18 protein-coding genes are annotated in these 18,837 nt (G+C 45.1%); all 18 read left to right on the top strand.

From position 1 onward, the window contains the following. The first annotated feature begins 38 nt into the window (after positions 1–38). Positions 39–473, top strand: a complete 435-nt coding sequence (gene ndk, locus OCT63_RS01670) for a nucleoside-diphosphate kinase (protein WP_060468413.1) — start codon at positions 39–41, stop codon at positions 471–473. A gap of 268 nt (positions 474–741) precedes the next feature. Continuing rightward, positions 742–1,884, top strand: coding sequence for a bifunctional tRNA (adenosine(37)-C2)-methyltransferase TrmG/ribosomal RNA large subunit methyltransferase RlmN (locus OCT63_RS01675; protein WP_017056191.1), 1,143 nt, complete (start codon positions 742–744; stop codon positions 1,882–1,884). A gap of 437 nt (positions 1,885–2,321) precedes the next feature. Further along, entirely contained in the window at positions 2,322–3,212 is an 891-nt protein-coding gene (locus tag OCT63_RS01680) for a RodZ domain-containing protein (protein WP_269983065.1), read from the top strand. Positions 3,213–3,219: 7 nt separating this feature from the next. After that, positions 3,220–4,341 (top strand): flavodoxin-dependent (E)-4-hydroxy-3-methylbut-2-enyl-diphosphate synthase, encoded by a 1,122-nt coding sequence (gene ispG / locus OCT63_RS01685; RefSeq protein WP_046223650.1) that lies wholly within the window; start codon positions 3,220–3,222, stop codon positions 4,339–4,341. Between the two features lie 70 nt (positions 4,342–4,411). Further along, positions 4,412–5,680 carry a histidine--tRNA ligase gene (gene hisS, locus OCT63_RS01690; RefSeq protein ID WP_161673930.1) on the top strand — a complete coding sequence of 423 codons (1,269 nt, stop codon included), beginning with the start codon at positions 4,412–4,414 and terminating at the stop codon, positions 5,678–5,680. A 76-nt stretch (positions 5,681–5,756) separates the two neighbouring features. Further along, on the top strand, positions 5,757–6,371 hold the full coding sequence (locus OCT63_RS01695) for a YfgM family protein (RefSeq protein ID WP_161673928.1): 615 nt from the start codon (positions 5,757–5,759) through the stop codon (positions 6,369–6,371). A gap of 10 nt (positions 6,372–6,381) precedes the next feature. Next, positions 6,382–7,542, top strand: coding sequence for an outer membrane protein assembly factor BamB (gene bamB / locus OCT63_RS01700; protein ID WP_269983066.1), 1,161 nt, complete (start codon positions 6,382–6,384; stop codon positions 7,540–7,542). 158 nt (positions 7,543–7,700) lie between these two features. Beyond that, the gene (der, locus tag OCT63_RS01705) at positions 7,701–9,182 is read left to right on the top strand and encodes a ribosome biogenesis GTPase Der (protein WP_161673926.1); all 1,482 of its coding nucleotides are present in this window, start codon (positions 7,701–7,703) and stop codon (positions 9,180–9,182) included. 294 nt (positions 9,183–9,476) lie between these two features. Continuing rightward, entirely contained in the window at positions 9,477–10,379 is a 903-nt protein-coding gene (locus OCT63_RS01710) for an alanyl-tRNA editing protein (protein ID WP_269983067.1), read from the top strand. A 402-nt stretch (positions 10,380–10,781) separates the two neighbouring features. Further along, the gene (locus tag OCT63_RS01715) at positions 10,782–11,009 is read left to right on the top strand and encodes a zinc ribbon domain-containing protein (RefSeq protein WP_269983068.1); all 228 of its coding nucleotides are present in this window, start codon (positions 10,782–10,784) and stop codon (positions 11,007–11,009) included. Positions 11,010–11,305: 296 nt separating this feature from the next. Continuing rightward, positions 11,306–12,592 carry an urea ABC transporter substrate-binding protein gene (gene urtA, locus OCT63_RS01720; protein ID WP_060468404.1) on the top strand — a complete coding sequence of 429 codons (1,287 nt, stop codon included), beginning with the start codon at positions 11,306–11,308 and terminating at the stop codon, positions 12,590–12,592. 160 nt (positions 12,593–12,752) lie between these two features. Continuing rightward, positions 12,753–14,381, top strand: coding sequence for an urea ABC transporter permease subunit UrtB (gene urtB / locus OCT63_RS01725; RefSeq protein ID WP_269983069.1), 1,629 nt, complete (start codon positions 12,753–12,755; stop codon positions 14,379–14,381). A gap of 10 nt (positions 14,382–14,391) precedes the next feature. Next, complete coding sequence (urtC, locus tag OCT63_RS01730) at positions 14,392–15,564, top strand: urea ABC transporter permease subunit UrtC (protein ID WP_269983070.1); 1,173 nt, start codon at positions 14,392–14,394, stop codon at positions 15,562–15,564. Next, positions 15,561–16,403: an urea ABC transporter ATP-binding protein UrtD gene (urtD, locus tag OCT63_RS01735; RefSeq protein ID WP_269983071.1), complete on the top strand. Its 843-nt coding sequence runs from the start codon at positions 15,561–15,563 to the stop codon at positions 16,401–16,403. The genes urtC and urtD overlap by 4 nt, the downstream gene beginning before the upstream one ends. A gap of 1 nt (position 16,404) precedes the next feature. Further along, on the top strand, positions 16,405–17,100 hold the full coding sequence (urtE, locus tag OCT63_RS01740; protein ID WP_017629849.1) for an urea ABC transporter ATP-binding subunit UrtE: 696 nt from the start codon (positions 16,405–16,407) through the stop codon (positions 17,098–17,100). After that, positions 17,097–18,044: an urease accessory protein UreD gene (locus tag OCT63_RS01745; protein ID WP_269983072.1), complete on the top strand. Its 948-nt coding sequence runs from the start codon at positions 17,097–17,099 to the stop codon at positions 18,042–18,044. Before urtE ends, OCT63_RS01745 begins: the two co-directional genes overlap by 4 nt. A 133-nt stretch (positions 18,045–18,177) precedes the next feature. Then, a complete protein-coding gene (ureA, locus tag OCT63_RS01750) occupies positions 18,178–18,480 on the top strand; it encodes an urease subunit gamma (protein ID WP_004735119.1) in 303 nt (100 codons plus the stop codon). Positions 18,481–18,491: 11 nt separating this feature from the next. Beyond that, complete coding sequence (locus OCT63_RS01755) at positions 18,492–18,827, top strand: urease subunit beta (RefSeq protein ID WP_269983073.1); 336 nt, start codon at positions 18,492–18,494, stop codon at positions 18,825–18,827. Positions 18,828–18,837: the final 10 nt, after the last annotated feature.

Below are 18,837 nucleotides of genomic sequence, written 5' to 3' on the forward strand. Positions count from 1 at the left end.
TCAGTATTTAATAACAAAAATGAAGTGAAGGAATCCCTATGGCTCTAGAAAGAACGTTCTCAATTGTTAAGCCGGATGCAGTTAAGCGTAACCTTGTTGGTGAAATCTACCACCGTATCGAGAAAGCAGGTCTAGAAATTATTGCTGCTAAAATGGTTCGTCTAACTGAAGAGCAAGCGAGTGGCTTCTACGCAGAACATGAAGGTAAAGAGTTCTTTGGACCACTTAAAGAGTTCATGACTTCTGGTCCTATCATGGTTCAAGTGCTTGAAGGCGAAAACGCGATCGCTCGTTACCGTGAACTTATGGGCAAAACTAACCCAGAACAAGCGGCTTGCGGTACTATTCGTGCTGACTACGCAATCAGCATGCGTTACAACTCAGTACATGGCAGCGACAGCCCCGAGTCTGCAGCTCGCGAAATCGAATTCTTCTTCCCAGAATCTGAAATTTGCCCACGCCCAGCTCAATAATCGGCACTGCGAATAAGTTTTAAAGGCTTCACTTCGGTGAGGCTTTTTTTGTAAGTGGGTTTACGTTATTCCCGAAACAACGAAGGAGTGCTGTCGGGAATATTTTGTTTAAATTAGGTAATCTCAGGCCAATAAACAAAATTGTTCAAGTTTTAATCGTTTAAGTTTGAATGTCTTAATAAACACAGGGTTTTACAATGCTTGTTGAAGTTGCGTAAAGCCTGTACAATTCGCGCCCTTAATTATTGTTCCGTCATTGAGAGGCATCATGACCACAGCTAAAGTCAATCTACTCGATTTTGATCGTAAAGGTCTTCGTCAATTTTTCGCAGAAGAACTGAATGAGAAAGCGTTTCGAGCAGAGCAGGTGATGAAGTGGATTTATCATTTCGGTGTTGATGACTTCGAAAAAATGAACAACATCAACAAAAAGTTACGTGAAAAACTTGAGCGTCGTTGTGAGATTGTTGCACCAGTTGTTTCAGAAGCTCAACACTCTTCAGACGGCACAATTAAATGGGCAATGAGCGTTGGCGATCAAGATGTTGAAACCGTATACATCCCAGATGGTGACCGTGCGACGTTATGTGTATCGTCTCAAGTTGGTTGTGCACTCGAATGTAAATTCTGCTCTACTGCTCAACAAGGTTTTAACCGTAACTTAAAAGTTTCAGAGATCGTTGGCCAAATCTGGCGTGCATCTCGTGAAATAGGCCTAGAGAAAGAAACGGGTCGTCGCCCAATTACTAACGTCGTAATGATGGGGATGGGTGAGCCGCTGCTAAACATGAAGAACCTAATGCCGTCATTAGAAATCATGCTTGATGACCTAGGTTTCGCACTGTCTAAGCGTCGTGTTACGGTATCAACTTCTGGTGTTGTTTCTGGCCTTGACCAAATGACAGACAACATTGATGTTGCGTTGGCTATCTCTCTACACGCGCCAAACGATGCACTACGTAGCCAGATCATGCCGATTAATGATCGTTGGGATATTCAAGATTTCCTAGCGTCTGTTCGTCGTTACATTGCTTCTTCAAATGCTAACCGCGGTAAAGTAACGGTTGAGTACGTTCTATTGGATCATGTGAATGATGATATGGACCACGCTCGTGAGCTTGCAGAGTTAATGAAAGACACGCCGTGTAAGGTTAACTTAATTCCATTTAATCCTTACCCGGGATCGCCTTATAAGAAGCCAAGCAACTCGCGTATTGACCGCTTCCAAAAAACGTTAATGGAATACAATTATACCGTAACCGTTCGTAAAACTCGTGGTGATGACATTGATGCCGCATGTGGGCAGTTAGTGGGTGATGTGATTGATAGAACCAAGCGCACTAAAATGATCAAAGCCGCATCAGAAGCGAATTTGATTGCAGGCGGTGTGATTGAAGTAAAAGCGGTATAAAAGATAGTTTGAACCTAAACAAGCCAGAAGCATTACTTCTGGCTTGTTGCTTTTCAGGGAAGAAGTTTTGTCATTTTGAGCTTCTTCTCCGTGCTTTCTTACATTTTTCGTCAAATTTTGTACAAAAGCATGAGCTGACGGTAAATTTTGTTTAAAGTGTTTTTGCCTTGCAATGGCATTAGCTTATGATTAAATAACCTTAAATTAATTTAAGTGCTCGCTTGCTACTAATCATCAATATGTCTATTTAGGTTGGCTACTTGATAAACTAGCTTCCTGAGAGGATCATTCATAACAATATGAGTGATGTTCGCTTTTAAGGGTTGATGATTTAGGTAACAGGAAAAATTTCACATAAAGTGGGTTGCTAGATTGAGCTTAAACGATAATAAAAATGCTCTCATCAACCTGCGATAATCTTTAGAAGTTCACTTTTTATGAACACAGAACACGATACAAAAACACAAGAAACCGTTGCTCCAGCTTTGGAGGCGGGAACGCTTCTCAAAAATAAACGCGAGTCTCTTGGTCTTACACAAAAACAGATCTCTGATCGCTTAAAGCTTCGCGTTACTTTGATACAACAAATCGAAGAAAACCAATTTGAGTCAGATCAAGTGGCGACTTTCATGCGTGGTTACATTCGCTCATACGCGAAATACGTCAACCTTGATGAAAAAGTGGTACTGAGCGCACTTCACCATGCAGGTGATGCTCAACATCAAGAACAAGAAATGTTGAGCTTTTCTCGTAAAACAAAAACCGAGAAGCACAACAGTCGCATTATGTTGCTGACTTGGAGTATCTTCGCTGTTATTGCTGGTATCTCTTCATTGTGGTGGTGGCAGAATCAACAACAAGACACTTTATCTCAATCTCTGGTCAATGCTGAGAGCCCAGAAGAGTTGGTGGTTGAAGAACCGCTTACTCCTGAGTTAGATTCATTAGCCGTTATCGAAAGTGTTGATGCTCTTACCGTGGTTAGTGCTGCTGAATCTTCAGATACACTCACGCAAGTTGAAGAAACCCAAGCAGCCGCAGAGGTTGACTCTGCTGTTGCTGAACCAGACGTTGTAACTCCTGAATCTGTAGCTGATCAGCTCGTTATGCAATTTTCTGCTGATTGTTGGATTCAAGTAAAAGATGCGGCAGGCAAGACTTTGTCTACCGGTATCAAAAAAGCAGGTCAGACACTCAATCTTTCAGGAACGGCGCCATACAAAGTGATTCTAGGTGCACCTGAGGGCGTATCGATGACATTTGCAAGTGAACCTGTCGACCTTTCTGGGTATACTTCAGGCAAAGTCGCTAGAATAACCTTACCTTAGAGTTAATATGCAACACGAATCTCCTATTATTCGTCGCAAATCAACCCGTATTTATGTGGGTGATGTGCCGATCGGTGATGGTGCGCCAATTGCTGTGCAATCCATGACCAACACAAGAACAACCGATGTAGCCGCGACCGTTGCTCAAATTCGAGCTTTGGAAAAAGTGGGTGCTGATATCGTTCGCGTATCTGTACCAACTATGGATGCCGCTGAAGCGTTTAAGCTAATCAAGCAGCAAGTTTCTATTCCTTTGGTTGCTGATATCCATTTTGATTATCGTATTGCCCTTAAAGTGGCAGAATATGGCGTAGACTGTCTGCGTATCAACCCTGGTAATATCGGTAACGAAAGCCGTATCCGCTCTGTTGTGGATTGCGCTCGCGATATGAATATTCCGATTCGTATTGGTGTTAACGGCGGCTCTCTTGAAAAAGAGATCCAAGAGAAATACACAGAGCCTACAGCAGAAGCGCTTGTTGAATCCGCGATGCGTCATGTAGATATCCTAGACCGTCTGAACTTTGATCAGTTTAAAGTCAGCGTTAAGGCCTCGGATGTATTCTTAGCCGTCGGTTCTTATCGTTTGCTTGCCAAGCAGATTGACCAACCACTTCATCTTGGTATTACCGAAGCGGGCGGTGCTCGTGCTGGTTCTGTGAAGTCAGCGGTCGGTTTAGGTATGTTATTGTCTGAAGGTATCGGCGATACGCTGCGTATCTCACTCGCGGCGGATCCTGTTGAAGAGATCAAAGTCGGCTTTGATATTCTTAAATCTTTGCGCATTCGTTCGCGTGGCATCAACTTCATTGCGTGTCCGAGCTGTTCTCGTCAAGAGTTCGATGTTATTAACACCGTTAACGCTCTTGAAGAGCGCTTAGAAGACGTTATTACCCCAATGGATGTATCAATCATCGGTTGTGTGGTTAACGGCCCTGGTGAAGCTGAAGTGTCTCACTTAGGTCTAGCGGGTAGTGCACGTAAGAGTGCCTTCTATGAAGACGGTAAGCGTCAGAAAGAGCGTTTTGACAACGATGACCTTGTCGACAAGCTTGAAGCGAAGATCCGCGCAAAAGCATCGGTGCTTGATAAAGCAAATCGCATTGATGTAGAAAATTTAGAAGATTAATACAACACGATGGGGTGTGATTGTCTATTCGCACTAACATCTGGTCGTGAGAAATTACGGAATAAATACTGTGGCTAAAAATATTCAAGCAATTCGAGGCATGAACGACTGCCTTCCAACTCAATCACCACTGTGGCAGAAAGTAGAAAACGCAGTTAAAAACGTGGTGAGCGCATACGGTTACAACGAAGTACGTATGCCTATCGTGGAAGAAACGACCCTATTTAGCCGTGCGGTTGGTGAAGAAACTGATGTTGTTTCTAAAGAAATGTACACCTTTGATGACCGTAATGGCGATAGCCTAACGCTGCGTCCAGAAGGCACTGCTGGTTGTGTACGTTCATGTATTCAAAACAGCCTTATCAATCGTGATGAACAGCGCCTATGGTACATGGGGCCTATGTTTCGTCACGAGCGCCCTCAAAAAGGCCGTTACCGTCAATTCCACCAATGTGGTGTTGAGGTGTTTGGGCTAGACGGTCCAGATGTAGACGCAGAACTGATTATGATGACAGCGCGTCTATGGCGTGAACTAGGCATCGATAAGCATGTTCGACTAGAGCTGAACTCAATTGGTTCTCAAGAAGATCGTGTAAGCTACCGCACTGCGTTAGTGGCCTTCCTAGAGCAACACATTGATGTGCTAGATGAAGACTGTAAACGTCGTATGCACACCAACCCTTTACGTGTACTTGATACTAAAAACCCTGATGTTCAAGCTATCTTAGGTGACGCACCTCGACTATCTGAATATTTAGGTGAAGAATCGAAGCAACATTTTGCTGGTTTGTGTGAACTTCTTGACGCTGTTGGTATCGAATACCAAGTTAATGAACGTCTAGTACGTGGTTTAGATTACTACAACCGTACCGTATTTGAGTGGATCACCGACAGCCTTGGTGCACAAGGTACAGTGTGTGGCGGTGGCCGTTACGATGGTCTTGTTGAGCAACTAGGCGGCAAAGCAACTAATGCGGTTGGTTTTGCAATGGGTCTAGAGCGTCTGGTTCTGATGATGGAAACGCTAGAACTAACAGAAGTTCGCCGTAGCGTTGACGTATATATGGTTGCTGCTGGTGAAGGTACAATGATCGCGGGCATGAAGTTAGCGAATCAATTACGCGACAACCTAGAAGGTGTACGAGTGATGAACCACTTCGGTGGCGGTAACTTCAAGAAGCAATTCAAGCGTGCTGATAAAGTAGGTGCTGTTGTGGCACTCGTGCTTGGTGAGAACGAAGTTGCTGACAATACTGTCGTGCTAAAAGATTTGGTTGGCGGCGTGCAAGAAACCGTGTCTCAAACGGAAGTTGCAGAGAAAGTGGCTGCGCTAATCTAAACCATTGAGCAAACGCTCATAATGAATACTAACGTCAGCACTATGCTGGCGTTTAAAGAATTAAAGAGGACAGGAAGTGGAACTTTACGATAGCGAAGAGCAACAAGTTGAAGCCATTAAAGATTGGTGGAAAGAGAACGGTAAAGCCGTAATCTTTGGTGCAGTTATTGGTTTAGGTGGTCTATTTGGTTGGCGCTATTATCAAGATTCAGTCGTCGAAGCGCGTGAAGCTGCTTCGGAAAGCTACACTTCTGTAATTTCAGCGCTTGATGCTAAAGGCGTTGCGGCTCAATCTGATATTCAAGCTTTCATCGATGCAAACAAAGACGCTGAGTACTCAGTACTTGCTGCAATGCAACTTGCAAAAGCACAAGTACAAGCGGGTGAGCTAACGGCGGCACTTGAACAACTTGAATGGGCAAAATCGGCAACGAAAGATGCGGCACTTGAGCCTCTGCTTACTTACCGTGTTGCACGTATTAAAGCTGAGCAAGGTGAATTTGACGCAGCATTGACTGACCTTGCTGCAATGACTGATGAATCTTGGAAAGGCCGTGTTGCGGAACTGCGTGGTGATATCTCACTTCGTAAAGGCGACACTGACGCAGCATACAGTGCCTATACAGAAGCACAGCAAGCTGTTGATGCGAGCCAAACGCTTCAAATCAAACTTGACGACCTAGCTAAATAAGGCGCTTTGAATGAAGAAGATGTTTCCAAAAGCGGCGTTATGTGCGATTGCTCTTGGCCTAATAGCTGGCTGTGCAGGTGAAGAAGACACCGTAATCATGGCGCCAGTACCAACAGTAAACAGTGAGTTCACTCCCAAACAGGAGTGGTCTACGTCGGTTGGTGATGGTGTTGGTCACTACTTTTCCAAATTAACGCCAGAGCTTGCTTACGACAAAGTGTTTGTCGCGAGCCGTGACGGTATTGTTAAAGCGCTAGACCCTGAAACGGGTAAAAAGTTGTGGGAAAACGATCTTGAAAAAGAAGTGATCGCACGCTTATCTGGTGGCCTAACAGCAGCTTACGGCAAAGTGTTCTTAGGCTCTGAAAATGGCGAAGTGATCGCACTGGAAGAATCAACTGGTGAACAGCTGTGGCGTGTATCAGTGAATGGTGAGGTGCTTGCATCCCCAGTAACTGATAGCAACATGGTTATTGTTCATACCAGCCGTGGCATGTTGATCGCGTTAGATCAAGACAACGGTGAGCAAAAGTGGGCCATCAGTACTGAAGTACCAAGCCTAACACTACGTGGTGATAGTACACCAGTTGCGGTTTCTGGTGGTGTATTCTGGGGTACAGCAAATGGTCGTCTAGCAGCTGCTATCGTGGACCGTGGCCAGCTTATTTGGCAACAGCCAGTCGGCACGCCAAAAGGCGCAACGGAAATCGATCGCTTAGTCGATGTTGATGCATCTCCGGTTGTTCTTGGTGGCACCCTGTATACTGTGGGTATCAATGGTCAGTTAATCGCTATCGATCTTCGCTCTGGCAAGCCAGTTTGGAAGCGTAACTACTCGTCAGCGATAGATTTAGCGAGTGATGGCAGTCGTTTGTTTGTGGTCACAGACAAAGATCATGTGGTTGCGGTTGATGCTCGTAGTGGTACTGAACTTTGGAGCACTCCATTGTTAGAAAACCGTCTACTAACGGCCCCTGCTATTATTAACGGTTATGTAGTTGTCGGTGATACGGAAGGTTATCTACACTGGTTAGATCGTTCATCTGGTGAGTTTGTTGCTCAACAGCTAGTCGATGATAGCGGCTTTGCGGTTGCACCCATTGAAATGCCTGAAGGCTACTTAGTGACGACTCGCAATGGCGATGTAAAGAAACTAACGATTAGCAAATAAAAGCGTGATATAATTCACAATCGGCTCCTGGTTGGTAACAGCTAGGAGCCGTTTTGTTGTTATAAATTAATAAACCATGTGGTTATAGGTAAGAGTTTAAACTTGCGAACAAGAGTTTACCTATAACTACATTTAGAGAAGAAATTGTAGAGGTTGTTATGGTACCTGTTGTTGCTCTAGTAGGGCGTCCGAACGTAGGTAAATCTACGTTATTTAACCGATTGACTCGAACTCGTGATGCATTGGTTGCGGATTTTCCTGGCTTAACGCGTGACCGTAAATATGGCCATGCTCATTTTAGTGAGCATGAGTTTATTGTTATCGACACTGGTGGTATCGATGGTACTGAAGATGGTGTTGAAACTAAAATGGCTGAACAGTCGCTAGCAGCGATTGACGAGGCTGATGTTGTCCTATTTATGGTAGATGGCCGTGCGGGCCTAACACCTTCAGATGTGGCAATTGCTAAGCACCTTCGTCAGCTAGAGAAGCCTTCAATGCTAGTAGTTAACAAGGTTGATGGTATTGACCCTGATGCTGCAAGTGCTGACTTCTGGCAGCTAGGTGTAGAAGACATGTATCAAATCGCCGCGGCACACGGTCGTGGTGTAACAGCGCTGATTGATCTGGCTCTTAATCCGTTCGCCGAAGCTTTAAAAGCTGAGAATGGCGAAGTTAGCGATTTAACTGAGTTTGAAGACGAAGAAGAAGAGCAAGTTGATTTCACTGAAGAAGAGGCTGAAGAAGAATTCCAGCGTCTTCAAGATCAACCGATTAAGTTAGCGATCATTGGTCGTCCTAACGTAGGCAAATCAACACTCACTAACCGTATTCTTGGTGAAGAGCGTGTGGTTGTTTACGATATGCCAGGTACAACTCGCGATTCTATTTATATCCCAATGCAGCGTGATGAGCGTGAATACGTTCTAATTGATACTGCGGGTGTTCGTCGTCGTAAAAACATCAATGAAACCGTAGAAAAGTTCTCTGTAGTAAAAACATTGAAAGCGATTGAAGATGCTAACGTTGTATTGCTGCTTATTGATGCCCGTGAAAACATCTCTGATCAAGATCTAAGCTTGTTAGGCTTTGCGTTGAACGCGGGTCGTTCAATCGTGATTGCAGTAAACAAATGGGATGGCCTAGATAGCGACGTTAAAGATCGCGTTAAGAAAGAGCTAGACCGTCGTTTAGGTTTCGTCGATTTTGCACGTATTCACTTTATCTCTGCACTTCACGGTACAGGTGTGGGTCACTTGTTTGAGTCTGTTCAAGAAGCTTACAAGTCAGCGACGACTCGTGTTGGTACTTCTGTTCTAACTCGTATCATGAAGATGGCAACTGATGATCACCAACCGCCTATGGTTCGTGGCCGTCGTGTTAAACTAAAATACGCGCACGCTGGTGGCTATAACCCACCGATTATCGTTATCCACGGTAACCAAGTACGTAACTTGCCAGATTCATACAAGCGATTCCTGATGAACTACTACCGTCGTTCACTAGAGATTATGGGTACACCAATTCGCATTCAATTCCAGAACAGCGAGAACCCATTTGAAGCTAAGACTAACAAGCTAACAATCTCTCAAGAACGTAAACGTAAGCGTATGATGAGCATGATGAAAGGCCGTAAGTAGCTCTTTCCAATAGATTTGATACCCGAGCCTGTCTCGGGTATTTTTTTAAGCAAAATTTACGTTAATCCATAATAATACCAATCGTAGTAAATAACTGTTCACCCTAGCTTGTTAAAAATCTCGATAACGTCGTTAGATTTTTTGATTGTAGAATAACTACTTATCGAAAAATCCGCCTTGTTCTCAAGGTTTTTTCCTGCGCTATTTTTGATCACTTACTTACTGTGATTGGTATAAGTACCTCTTTATCGCTATGGATTAACGAACCAGACTAGATTCCAGAAGAAGAACGATATGACCACTAGCAACTTGATCACACAAGCTGAAGTAATCACACCAACCATCACTCAATTTTGCCACCAGATTTGGCAACTCAACGCTAAGGTGTTGCATATTGAAAGTGATGAGAATAAAACTTATCTGATCACTGATGTGACTCCTTTTCACCCTGTGAGTCATATTTGGCCCGATCACCCGGCAGACCAAGGCTTTGTCACTGTTGGCGACGTGCAATATCCAGTTGAAGATTGCCTTGTGGGAGCAATAGAACAATCTACTGGAAAACTTTTTATCGCAGCAGATATTCCTGTTAAGCGTGATACGGAAGGCTGGGCATTTGTGGTTGTTCATCAGTTATCGGCATCAGCTTCTATGATTAATATTCACGACGAAATCGTGTTGTCGGTTGATAAAGAGTACCAAGCCAGCCTTAGCCGAGGTCACAGCGCCGGTCACATTGCTTCCTTAGCGTTGAATAAAGTATTAGCAGAGAGTTACTGGCGCAAAGATGCCGACAGAAAAGATCCGCTCGGCAGCTATGACTTTAATAGTTACGCGCAAGTGACGAGCTTTGTGACTCAAGAGTTGTGTACCGACAAGTATCGCTTGGGTAAAACTCTGAAGAAACGCGGCTTGAACGTTGCAGACATGCTAGCAAACCTTGAGAGTATTGAAGCTGATATCAATCAGATGATTTCTGGCTGGCTTGCTGAGTCAACTCCAGTAGCAATGAGATTGGAAGGCGAGGCATTAACAGATTCTCGTTACTGGGAATGGCAACTTGATGCAGAGACACTTGTCTCTATTCCGTGTGGCGGAACTCATATTGAGAGCACGTCAGAACTCAAGAGGTTATCCGTTAAGTTAACGCAACTGGATGAACAGCACATTGAAATGCTGACGCATGTAATTCGATGATTCAGATTACAGATCGAAATCACTTATGCTGTTTGTTTTGTTTTATTGTGTTTGTTTTAATATAAATGACTATATAAAATTGAAATGCAGCACATGTAACTTATGCTTTCGGTGTGTGGTGATATAAATATTCTTTTTAGGGTAGATCGCTGATCAAAACAGATAAAGCAAAAGATCAACCTATGATCTTCGGTTTTGTGTCGTACTCATTTAGTCTGCTGATAGCAACTAATACGATCTTGCACAACAACGATCTGCGCCAAAATATATAATTGAAAGCACTAACGAATGACGCAACAATCTGTCTTAGAAGCTTATCGAGAGTTAAAGAGCTTGTTTCGAAAGCTACATAAGTTTCATCGGTAGTAGATTATAAAAATAGTAGTGAATTAGGAAATGCTAATGAGTGAAAATATCTGCCCTAAATGCCAGTCAGAGCTAGCTTGGGATGGCAAGTACCACTGTGAAAGTTGTCAGGCTCACTTTACTAAAGTGGGGCTTTGCCCAGAGTGCAGCAGCCAACTTGAGAAGCTTCAAGCTTGTGGGGCTGCGAGCTATTTCTGTAATGGCGATTGCAACGAGCTTAAATCGAAGTCGAGAGTAAAGTTCGAGTTTCAAGCTGCGGATTAGCTTGAAAGCGAGAAGGTTAAGTATCGTAATCCATAATATTTAATTGAGGCCTAATACTTATGTATTTGGCCTTTTTTGTATCCATTGTACGGTTATGTTTCATCTTGGTTCATTCTTATCGTCGCTGCACCAGTATGAAACATAGTTACATGATTGCTATGCACGCTATTGGTGTGAATGGATTTTTAGTTCCATTAATACAATGACTTATAAATTTGATGGTTAATTTTTAAGTTTGGCACTCTTCTTGTAACTCTGTAATTGAATAACAAAAATACAATTATGGAGTAACAATCATGAACAAGGTGTTCAATTTATCGCTAGCTGCACTGTGTACAACACTTTCATTTTCTTCTGCATCAGTACTTGCGGCTGACGAGACCATCAAGGTCGGTGTTCTACACTCACTCTCTGGCACTATGGCGATCAGTGAGACCACGCTAAAAGATACCGTGCTAATGCTTATTGAAGAGCAGAATAAAAAGGGCGGTTTACTTGGCAAGAAGCTAGAGCCTGTAGTCGTTGACCCCGCGTCAAACTGGCCGCTATTTGCTGAAAAAGCGCGTGAGCTGATCGAAAAAGAGAAGGTCGATGTGGTTTTCGGTGGTTGGACATCGGTATCGCGTAAATCGATGCTGCCGGTATTTGAAGAACTCAACAGCATCCTCTTCTACCCAGTTCAATATGAAGGCGAAGAGTCTTCGAAAAATGTTTTTTACACTGGCGCTGCGCCAAACCAACAGGCGATTCCTGCCGTGGATTACTTGATGGAAGAGCTTGAAGTTGAACGTTGGGTACTAGCAGGCACCGATTACGTTTACCCACGTACCACCAACAAGATCCTTGAGGCTTACCTAAAAGATAAAGGTGTCGCCGAAGAAGACATTATGATCAACTACACGCCATTTGGTCACTCTGATTGGCAATCTATTGTTTCAGACATCAAAAAATTCGGTGAAGCGGGCAAGAAAACCGCGGTGGTTTCTACTGTGAATGGCGATGCGAACGTCCCTTTCTATAAAGAGCTTGGCGCTCAAGGCATTTCATCTGAAGACATCCCTGTGATTGCATTCTCTGTTGGTGAAGAAGAACTGTCAGGTATGGACACTGAACCACTGGTTGGTCACCTAGCGGCGTGGAACTACTTCATGAGTGTTGATACCGAAGCCAATGAAGAGTTCGTTGAAACGTGGCAGTCATTCATCAAGAGTGAAAAGCGTGTCACCAACGATCCAATGGAAGCGCACTATGTTGGCTTCAACATGTGGACGCAAGCGGTAACCAACGCGGGCACAACCGATCCTGAATCTGTACAAGATGCCTTAATTGGTGTGTCTGTTCCTAACCTTTCTGGCGGCTACTCAACCATGCTGCCAAACCACCACATCACTAAACCTGTCCTGATCGGTGAAATCCAAGATGATGGTCAGTTCGATATCGTTTGGGAAACCACAGGCCTAGTGGCGGGTGATGCTTGGTCGAGCTACTTACCTGAATCAGCGAAGCTGTTCTCTAGTTGGTCTAAGCCATTCTCATGTGGTGCGTTTAACGTCGAAACCAAGAAGTGTTCTGGCGGTAACTAGAGCGTTGATTTAGGAATATTGAGCCTTCTTGTTTGGGAAGAGCGCCTCTGTTTAAGAGGTGAAGCAAACGGAAGGCTCATCGTTTCAAGTAACAATAATTATCCACATGTCCATTGAGCAAAAATAACAATATCGAGCCAGATGGATTAAGGAATCAGGGATGAAAAACGTATTGAACGTATTTAAAGCACTGTTGCTCATGGCAGTCAGTGCTCAGTTGGCTTTTGCTGGAATAACGGATGAAGCTAGCTTTACCAAGTCGCTAATTGGTAAGAAAACATCGGATAAAGAATTGGCTATCGATTGGGTCATTGAGGCACAAACGGAAGATATATCGAAGCCTATTTTGGATGGCTGGTTAAACGGTAATCTTTATTATTTTAATGATAAACAGAACGAACAGTACAAACAGCTCTACCTGATTCAGAGCATCAAAACAGCGACGGTAGCTCAGTCGGCATGGGATGATTCAAGCCTCAATATCGAGAATGCGAGACAGTTCAAAAAAGTTCGCGTGAACAACAAGCTTCGCGGGATCTTGCGTGGGGAGATCGCCTCGATTGGACTGAATAGCAGTAAATCAGACGTGCGTTATAAAGCGGTTTTGGATCTGCTCGGTACCAAAGATTCTGACATTATCGATCGTTTAGCTGTACTCAGAACCAGTGAATCAGAGGGGAAAGTCGCTGAGTTAATGGATTTGTCGTTAGCCATATTTACCTCTCTTGATAAGAGTGCCACGGTTGACGATCGTATGGCTTCGATTGACCGAGTTGGCGACTTCAAACATTCAGTGGTACTCAAAACCTTGAATCAACTGCTCAACAGCGAACAAGATCCAAAGGTCTTGGCTGCAGCTGAGCGTGCAATGGACGATTATCAACAGAGCCAAGCGCTGTATTCTGGTGTCGAAACCGTATTCTTCGGTTTGAGCTTAGGTTCAGTCTTGGTGCTGGCGGGTATAGGTTTAGCGATCACCTTTGGTGTGATGGGCGTGATTAACATGGCCCATGGTGAACTGATCATGATTGGTGCTTACACCACCTATGTATTGCAACTGCTAATGCCGAATCACATCGGTTTAGCGCTCATTCTCTCTATTCCTGCAGCGTTTATTGTTTCTGGCTTAGTGGGTATTGTGATTGAGCGGAGTGTGATTCGTCATCTTTACGGACGCCCATTAGAAACCTTACTTGCGACCTTCGGTATCAGCTTGATCTTACAGCAAGCCGTTCGCTCTATTTTCTCTCCACTTAACCGCTCAGTGAGCACGCCTGAATGGATGTCTGGCGCACTTCAATTGAACCCAATGTTGTCTCTGACCTACAACCGCTTATATATCATCCTTTTCTGTGGCTTGGTGTTTATGGGCTTGTTGATGGTTCTGAAAAAGACACCGTTAGGTTTACAGGTTCGTGCCGTTTCTCAAAACCGTGGCATGGCGCGTGCGATGGGGATTCGTTCTGAGCGAGTTGATGCGATGACCTTTGGTTTAGGCTCAGGTGTAGCGGGTGTCGCGGGTGTGGCATTGTCTCAATTGACTAACGTTGGCCCGAATATGGGGCAAGCGTACATCATTGATTCTTTCATGGTGGTGGTGTTCGGCGGAGTTGGCAACTTGTGGGGAACATTAGTCGCAGGTCTGAGCCTTGGTTTGTTCAATAAGATCTTAGAGCCTTGGGCTGGCGCAGTACTTGCCAAGATTCTAGTACTGGTTTTCATCATTCTATTTATTCAAAAACGCCCACGCGGATTGTTCCCGCAACGTGGCCGTGCGGCTGAAGGTTAAGGACAACATCATGCAGTCAAAATCATTTGTACTTTCGGCAATGCGTGGTGACAAAGGTGGCCAACTGACCATCCTTGCCATTCTTGCGGCCGTGATTCTTATCCCACTGGCTAACACCATGTTACCAAGTGGGCACCCACTTCATGTTGAGACTTTCACTGTCTCACTGATGGGCAAATACCTGAGCTACGCAATGTTGGCGCTGGCGCTCGATCTTGTATGGGGCTATCTCGGCATATTGAGCCTAGGCCACGGCGCTTTCTTTGCGCTTGGCGGTTATGCGATGGGCATGTACTTAATGCGTCAGATTGGTGACCGTGGGGTTTATGGTGATCCAATCTTGCCTGACTTCATGGTATTTCTTGATTGGTCTGTGTTGCCATGGTTTTGGCAGGGCTTCGATCAGTTTTGGTTCGCCTGTTTAATGGTCGTGTTAGTGCCGGGTGCGTTGGCTTACCTGTTTGGTCATCTTGCTTTCCGTTCCCGAGTGTCTGGAGTTTATCTTTCTATCATGACTCAAGCGTTAACTTACGCATTGATGTTGGCGTTCTTCCGAAACGAGATGGGCTTTGGTGGCAACAACGGACTGACGGATTTCAAAGACATCATCGGCCTGAGCTTGCAGAGTGATGCCGTTAAGATTGGCCTGTTTGTCGCGACGGGCATCTCGCTCATCCTAAGCTACATAGCATGTCGCATGGTAGTGACCAGTCGATTAGGACGAGTGGCATTAGCGATTCGTGATACCGAGTCTCGAACTCGCTTTATGGGTTACGACGTTGATGGCATCAAGTTGTGGGTCTTCGTTTTGTCTGCGGTTATCGCGGGTATTGCTGGTGCGTTATATGTGCCTCAAGTCGGCATCATCAACCCTGGAGAGTTTGCGCCGCTTAACTCGATTGAGATTGTGGTTTGGGTTGCCTTGGGCGGTCGTGCCACTCTTTTTGGTGCCATCGTTGGGGCGCTGATCATCAACTACGCCAAGAGCTGGTTTACCGTTGAATTTCCAGAAGTGTGGTTATTCGCTCTCGGTGGTCTATTCGTACTCTCAACCATGTACTTCCCACAAGGTGTGATTGGCTTTGTCAGTGAAAAATGGCAGCAGCTGCGCAAAGTATCAAATGGGAAAAACCAAGATAAAGATAAGGATGATCAGCACAAGGCCAAGGAGGTAATCGCATGACCACATTTAATAGCGTAAAGGAATCGGTTCAGGCGTTCACTCGTCGAGACGAAGTGTTTGATTACCTCAAACCCGATATTCATCCTGCCATTGATACTCGCCATAACGTGCTGTTGTATGTCGAAGGCGTCAACAAAAGCTTCGATGGTTTCCAAGCGATAAACGACCTCAACCTTTACATCAAAGAGGGCGAACTGCGCTGCATCATCGGTCCGAATGGCGCTGGTAAAACCACGATGATGGACATCATCACCGGGAAAACTAAGCCAGATACTGGTGAAGTGTGGCTAGGTTCGAACATCAATCTACGCAAGATGAACGAAGCTGAAATTGCTAATGCAGGTGTTGGGCGTAAATTCCAAAAACCGACCGTGATTGAGTGTTTAACCGTGTGGCAGAACCTTGAGTTGGCGATGGCCGGTGACCGTTCAGTGTGGGCGACTTTCACTGCGGTGATGTCTGGCGAGCAGAAAGACAAACTCACTTCAGTGCTTGAGCTGATTCACCTCAAAGACGAAGCCGCGAATTTGTCGGGCAACCTGTCACATGGGCAAAAGCAGTGGTTAGAGATCGGTATGTTGCTGATGCAAAACCCTAAGCTGTTGCTGGTGGATGAACCTGTTGCTGGTATGACTCACCAAGAGATGGATCGCACCTCTGAACTGCTCAACTCACTGGCAGGTAAACACTCGGTGGTCGTGGTTGAACACGATATGGATTTCGTTCGTTCGATTGCCAGCCATGTCACTGTGCTTCATCAAGGTCATGTGTTGGCAGAAGGCACCATGGACCAAGTGCAGGTTCACCCTGAAGTTAAACAAGTTTATCTCGGAGAATAGGATGCTAGAGGTTAAATCAGTTAATCAATATTACGGTGAGAGCCACACCTTATGGGATTTGGATATGCAGATCCCAGAGGGTAAATGTACGGTGTTAATGGGGCGCAATGGCGTCGGAAAAACCACCTTGCTTCAATGCATCATGGGGTTGGTGAAGGTTGAAAGCGGTGACATCTCCTTATCGGGCGAGTCACTACTGAAAACCGATGCCGAAGATCGTTCTCGCCAAGGAATCGGTTATGTACCGCAAGGTCGTCAGATATTCCCGATGCTCACCGTTCAAGAAAACCTAGAGGTTGGCCTACCGATTCGTGAGAAGGGCGATCGTAAGATCCCCGAATTCATCTTCGATATCTTCCCTGTCTTGAAAGAGATGCTGCATCGCCGTGGTGGTGACTTATCGGGTGGCCAACAACAACAATTGGCGATTGGGCGTGCGCTGGTGGTTAATCCCAAGCTATTGATCTTGGATGAACCGACAGAAGGTATTCAGCCTAATATTGTGCAAGAAATTGGTGACATTATTCGCATGCTCAACGAGAAGATGGGACTGACGGTGCTGCTTGTGGAACAGAAGTTGCCATTTGCGAGAAAGGTCGGTGACCGTTTTTGTATTCTCGACCGTGGCCGTCAAGTGGCTGAAGGTGAAATGACAGGGCTCGATGAGTCCTTGATTAAGGAGTACCTAACCGTATGAATTCTCTCTTTTCTCCGAATGAAGTCAGCAATGCTTCTTTAGTCGAAGCTTTGTCTCTGAATGAGACCATCGAGCAAGATATCCGAGACGGTTGGCAGGCGAGCCTAAACCTCACCTTTGTCGACCGTGGTGATAAAACCGTATTAAAGAATCGTCAGCAGTCTGGTCCGCTTGCGGTGCAACGCCCCCTGTATCCTGATGGGGAAACGTGTCACACCTACTTACTTCATCCCCCCGGTGGAGTAGTAGGTGGTGACACTCTCAATATTGAAGCGACCATCGAAAGCGGTGCTCATACGTTGATCACCACACCCGGTGCGACCAAGTTTTACCGCTCAAACAACAAGTACGCCAAGCAGAAGCAAACCCTTCGAGTGAAGAAAGGCGCACGTTTAGAGTGGATGCCACAAGAGAATATCTTTTTTCCTAATGCACACGTTCGCCTAGACACTGAAATTCGCCTAGAAAAGGGTGCACAGTTTTGGGGTTGGGAGATGCACTGTTTTGGACGACCTGCACAGAATGAGGGATTTGAGCGTGGTCACCTTGTAGGGAAAACGGAAATCTATCTTGATAATCAAAGGCTTCTTACGGAAGGTTTTAATTTTCATGGCGGTGATAAGTTGATGATAAATATGGGGTTACTTGATTATTCAATGATGGGAACTTTTTATATCACTTCAAATGAGAAGCAAGATTTAGAGTTGGTACAGAGTTTGCTCTTATCTATTACACAGCAAGCTTCACAGCAATCAGTTACATCAAAAACATCGAGCGAACCCACATTAATAATGGGAGCGACTCAGATAGAAGGATTGATTGTGGTGCGAGCCTTGGGTTATTGGAGTGAAGACATCCTCCAAGCCTTTGGTCAGATATGGCAAGCAACTCGCTCTCATTTATGTGGTACGACTCTTGACTTACCAAGGATTTGGGCAACTTAGCGATTAGCCCTTTTTGTACCTAGGGTGACTTCCGGCTCTAGGTACATTTTTTCAAGCTTGCTGTGTTTGAATCCCACTTACTGCTCATACGTTTTTGAGCACTAAGAAAACAACACTAACAGCGGGCAGCTAAATGGAATTAACACCAAGAGAAAAAGATAAGCTACTTATCTTCTGCGCAGGAATGCTGGCACAGCAGCGTAAACAAAAAGGCTTAAAACTCAACTATCCAGAATCTATTGCGCTGATCAGCAGTGCGATTCTTGAAGGTGCCCGCGAGGGTAAAACCGTTTCGGAATTGATGGATTTTGGGCGCACACTGCTTACTGTCGATGACGTTATGGAGGGGATCCCTTCGATGATCCCTGATGTACAAGTCGAAGCGACTTTTCCTGATGGCACCAAGTTGGTGACCGTTCATGAACCTATCGTGTAGGGAGAAGAAATATGGCTGGTTCCACCAAACAATATTCAGGCTTCGTTCCCGGAAAAGTAGAAACGGCTCCTGGTGACATCACCTTAAATGAAGGCCGAGACACGACGTCCATTAAGGTGCAAAACATTGGCGATCGTCCTGTTCAAATTGGCTCTCATTACCACTTCTATGAAGCAAACCCTTCGCTGATCTTTGACCGAGAAGCCACTAAAGGTTTTCGACTCAATATCCCCGCAGGCACTGCTACCCGTTTTGAACCGGGTCAGTCGCGCAGTGTCGAGTTAGTACGTTACGCCGGTAAGTTAGAGATCTACGGCTTCCAAGGGAAACTGATGGGTAAGCTCTAAGCGCTCTCAC

It is taken from the genome of Vibrio sp. RW, assembly GCF_027587105.1.
Taxonomy (GTDB): domain Bacteria; phylum Pseudomonadota; class Gammaproteobacteria; order Enterobacterales; family Vibrionaceae; genus Vibrio; species Vibrio toranzoniae.

What these genes read in the sequence shown, in the direction of transcription:
- ndk (WP_060468413.1), top strand. Translation starts at nt 39, where the DNA reads ATGGCTCTAGAAAGAACGTTCTCAATTGTTAAGCCGGATGCAGTTAAG.
- OCT63_RS01675 (WP_017056191.1), top strand. Translation starts at nt 742, where the DNA reads ATGACCACAGCTAAAGTCAATCTACTCGATTTTGATCGTAAAGGTCTT.
- OCT63_RS01680 (WP_269983065.1), top strand. Translation starts at nt 2,322, where the DNA reads ATGAACACAGAACACGATACAAAAACACAAGAAACCGTTGCTCCAGCT.
- ispG (WP_046223650.1), top strand. Translation starts at nt 3,220, where the DNA reads ATGCAACACGAATCTCCTATTATTCGTCGCAAATCAACCCGTATTTAT.
- bamB (WP_269983066.1), top strand. Translation starts at nt 6,382, where the DNA reads ATGAAGAAGATGTTTCCAAAAGCGGCGTTATGTGCGATTGCTCTTGGC.
- der (WP_161673926.1), top strand. Translation starts at nt 7,701, where the DNA reads ATGGTACCTGTTGTTGCTCTAGTAGGGCGTCCGAACGTAGGTAAATCT.
- OCT63_RS01710 (WP_269983067.1), top strand. Translation starts at nt 9,477, where the DNA reads ATGACCACTAGCAACTTGATCACACAAGCTGAAGTAATCACACCAACC.
- OCT63_RS01715 (WP_269983068.1), top strand. Translation starts at nt 10,782, where the DNA reads ATGAGTGAAAATATCTGCCCTAAATGCCAGTCAGAGCTAGCTTGGGAT.
- urtA (WP_060468404.1), top strand. Translation starts at nt 11,306, where the DNA reads ATGAACAAGGTGTTCAATTTATCGCTAGCTGCACTGTGTACAACACTT.
- urtB (WP_269983069.1), top strand. Translation starts at nt 12,753, where the DNA reads ATGAAAAACGTATTGAACGTATTTAAAGCACTGTTGCTCATGGCAGTC.
- urtC (WP_269983070.1), top strand. Translation starts at nt 14,392, where the DNA reads ATGCAGTCAAAATCATTTGTACTTTCGGCAATGCGTGGTGACAAAGGT.
- urtD (WP_269983071.1), top strand. Translation starts at nt 15,561, where the DNA reads ATGACCACATTTAATAGCGTAAAGGAATCGGTTCAGGCGTTCACTCGT.
- urtE (WP_017629849.1), top strand. Translation starts at nt 16,405, where the DNA reads ATGCTAGAGGTTAAATCAGTTAATCAATATTACGGTGAGAGCCACACC.
- OCT63_RS01745 (WP_269983072.1), top strand. Translation starts at nt 17,097, where the DNA reads ATGAATTCTCTCTTTTCTCCGAATGAAGTCAGCAATGCTTCTTTAGTC.
- ureA (WP_004735119.1), top strand. Translation starts at nt 18,178, where the DNA reads ATGGAATTAACACCAAGAGAAAAAGATAAGCTACTTATCTTCTGCGCA.
- OCT63_RS01755 (WP_269983073.1), top strand. Translation starts at nt 18,492, where the DNA reads ATGGCTGGTTCCACCAAACAATATTCAGGCTTCGTTCCCGGAAAAGTA.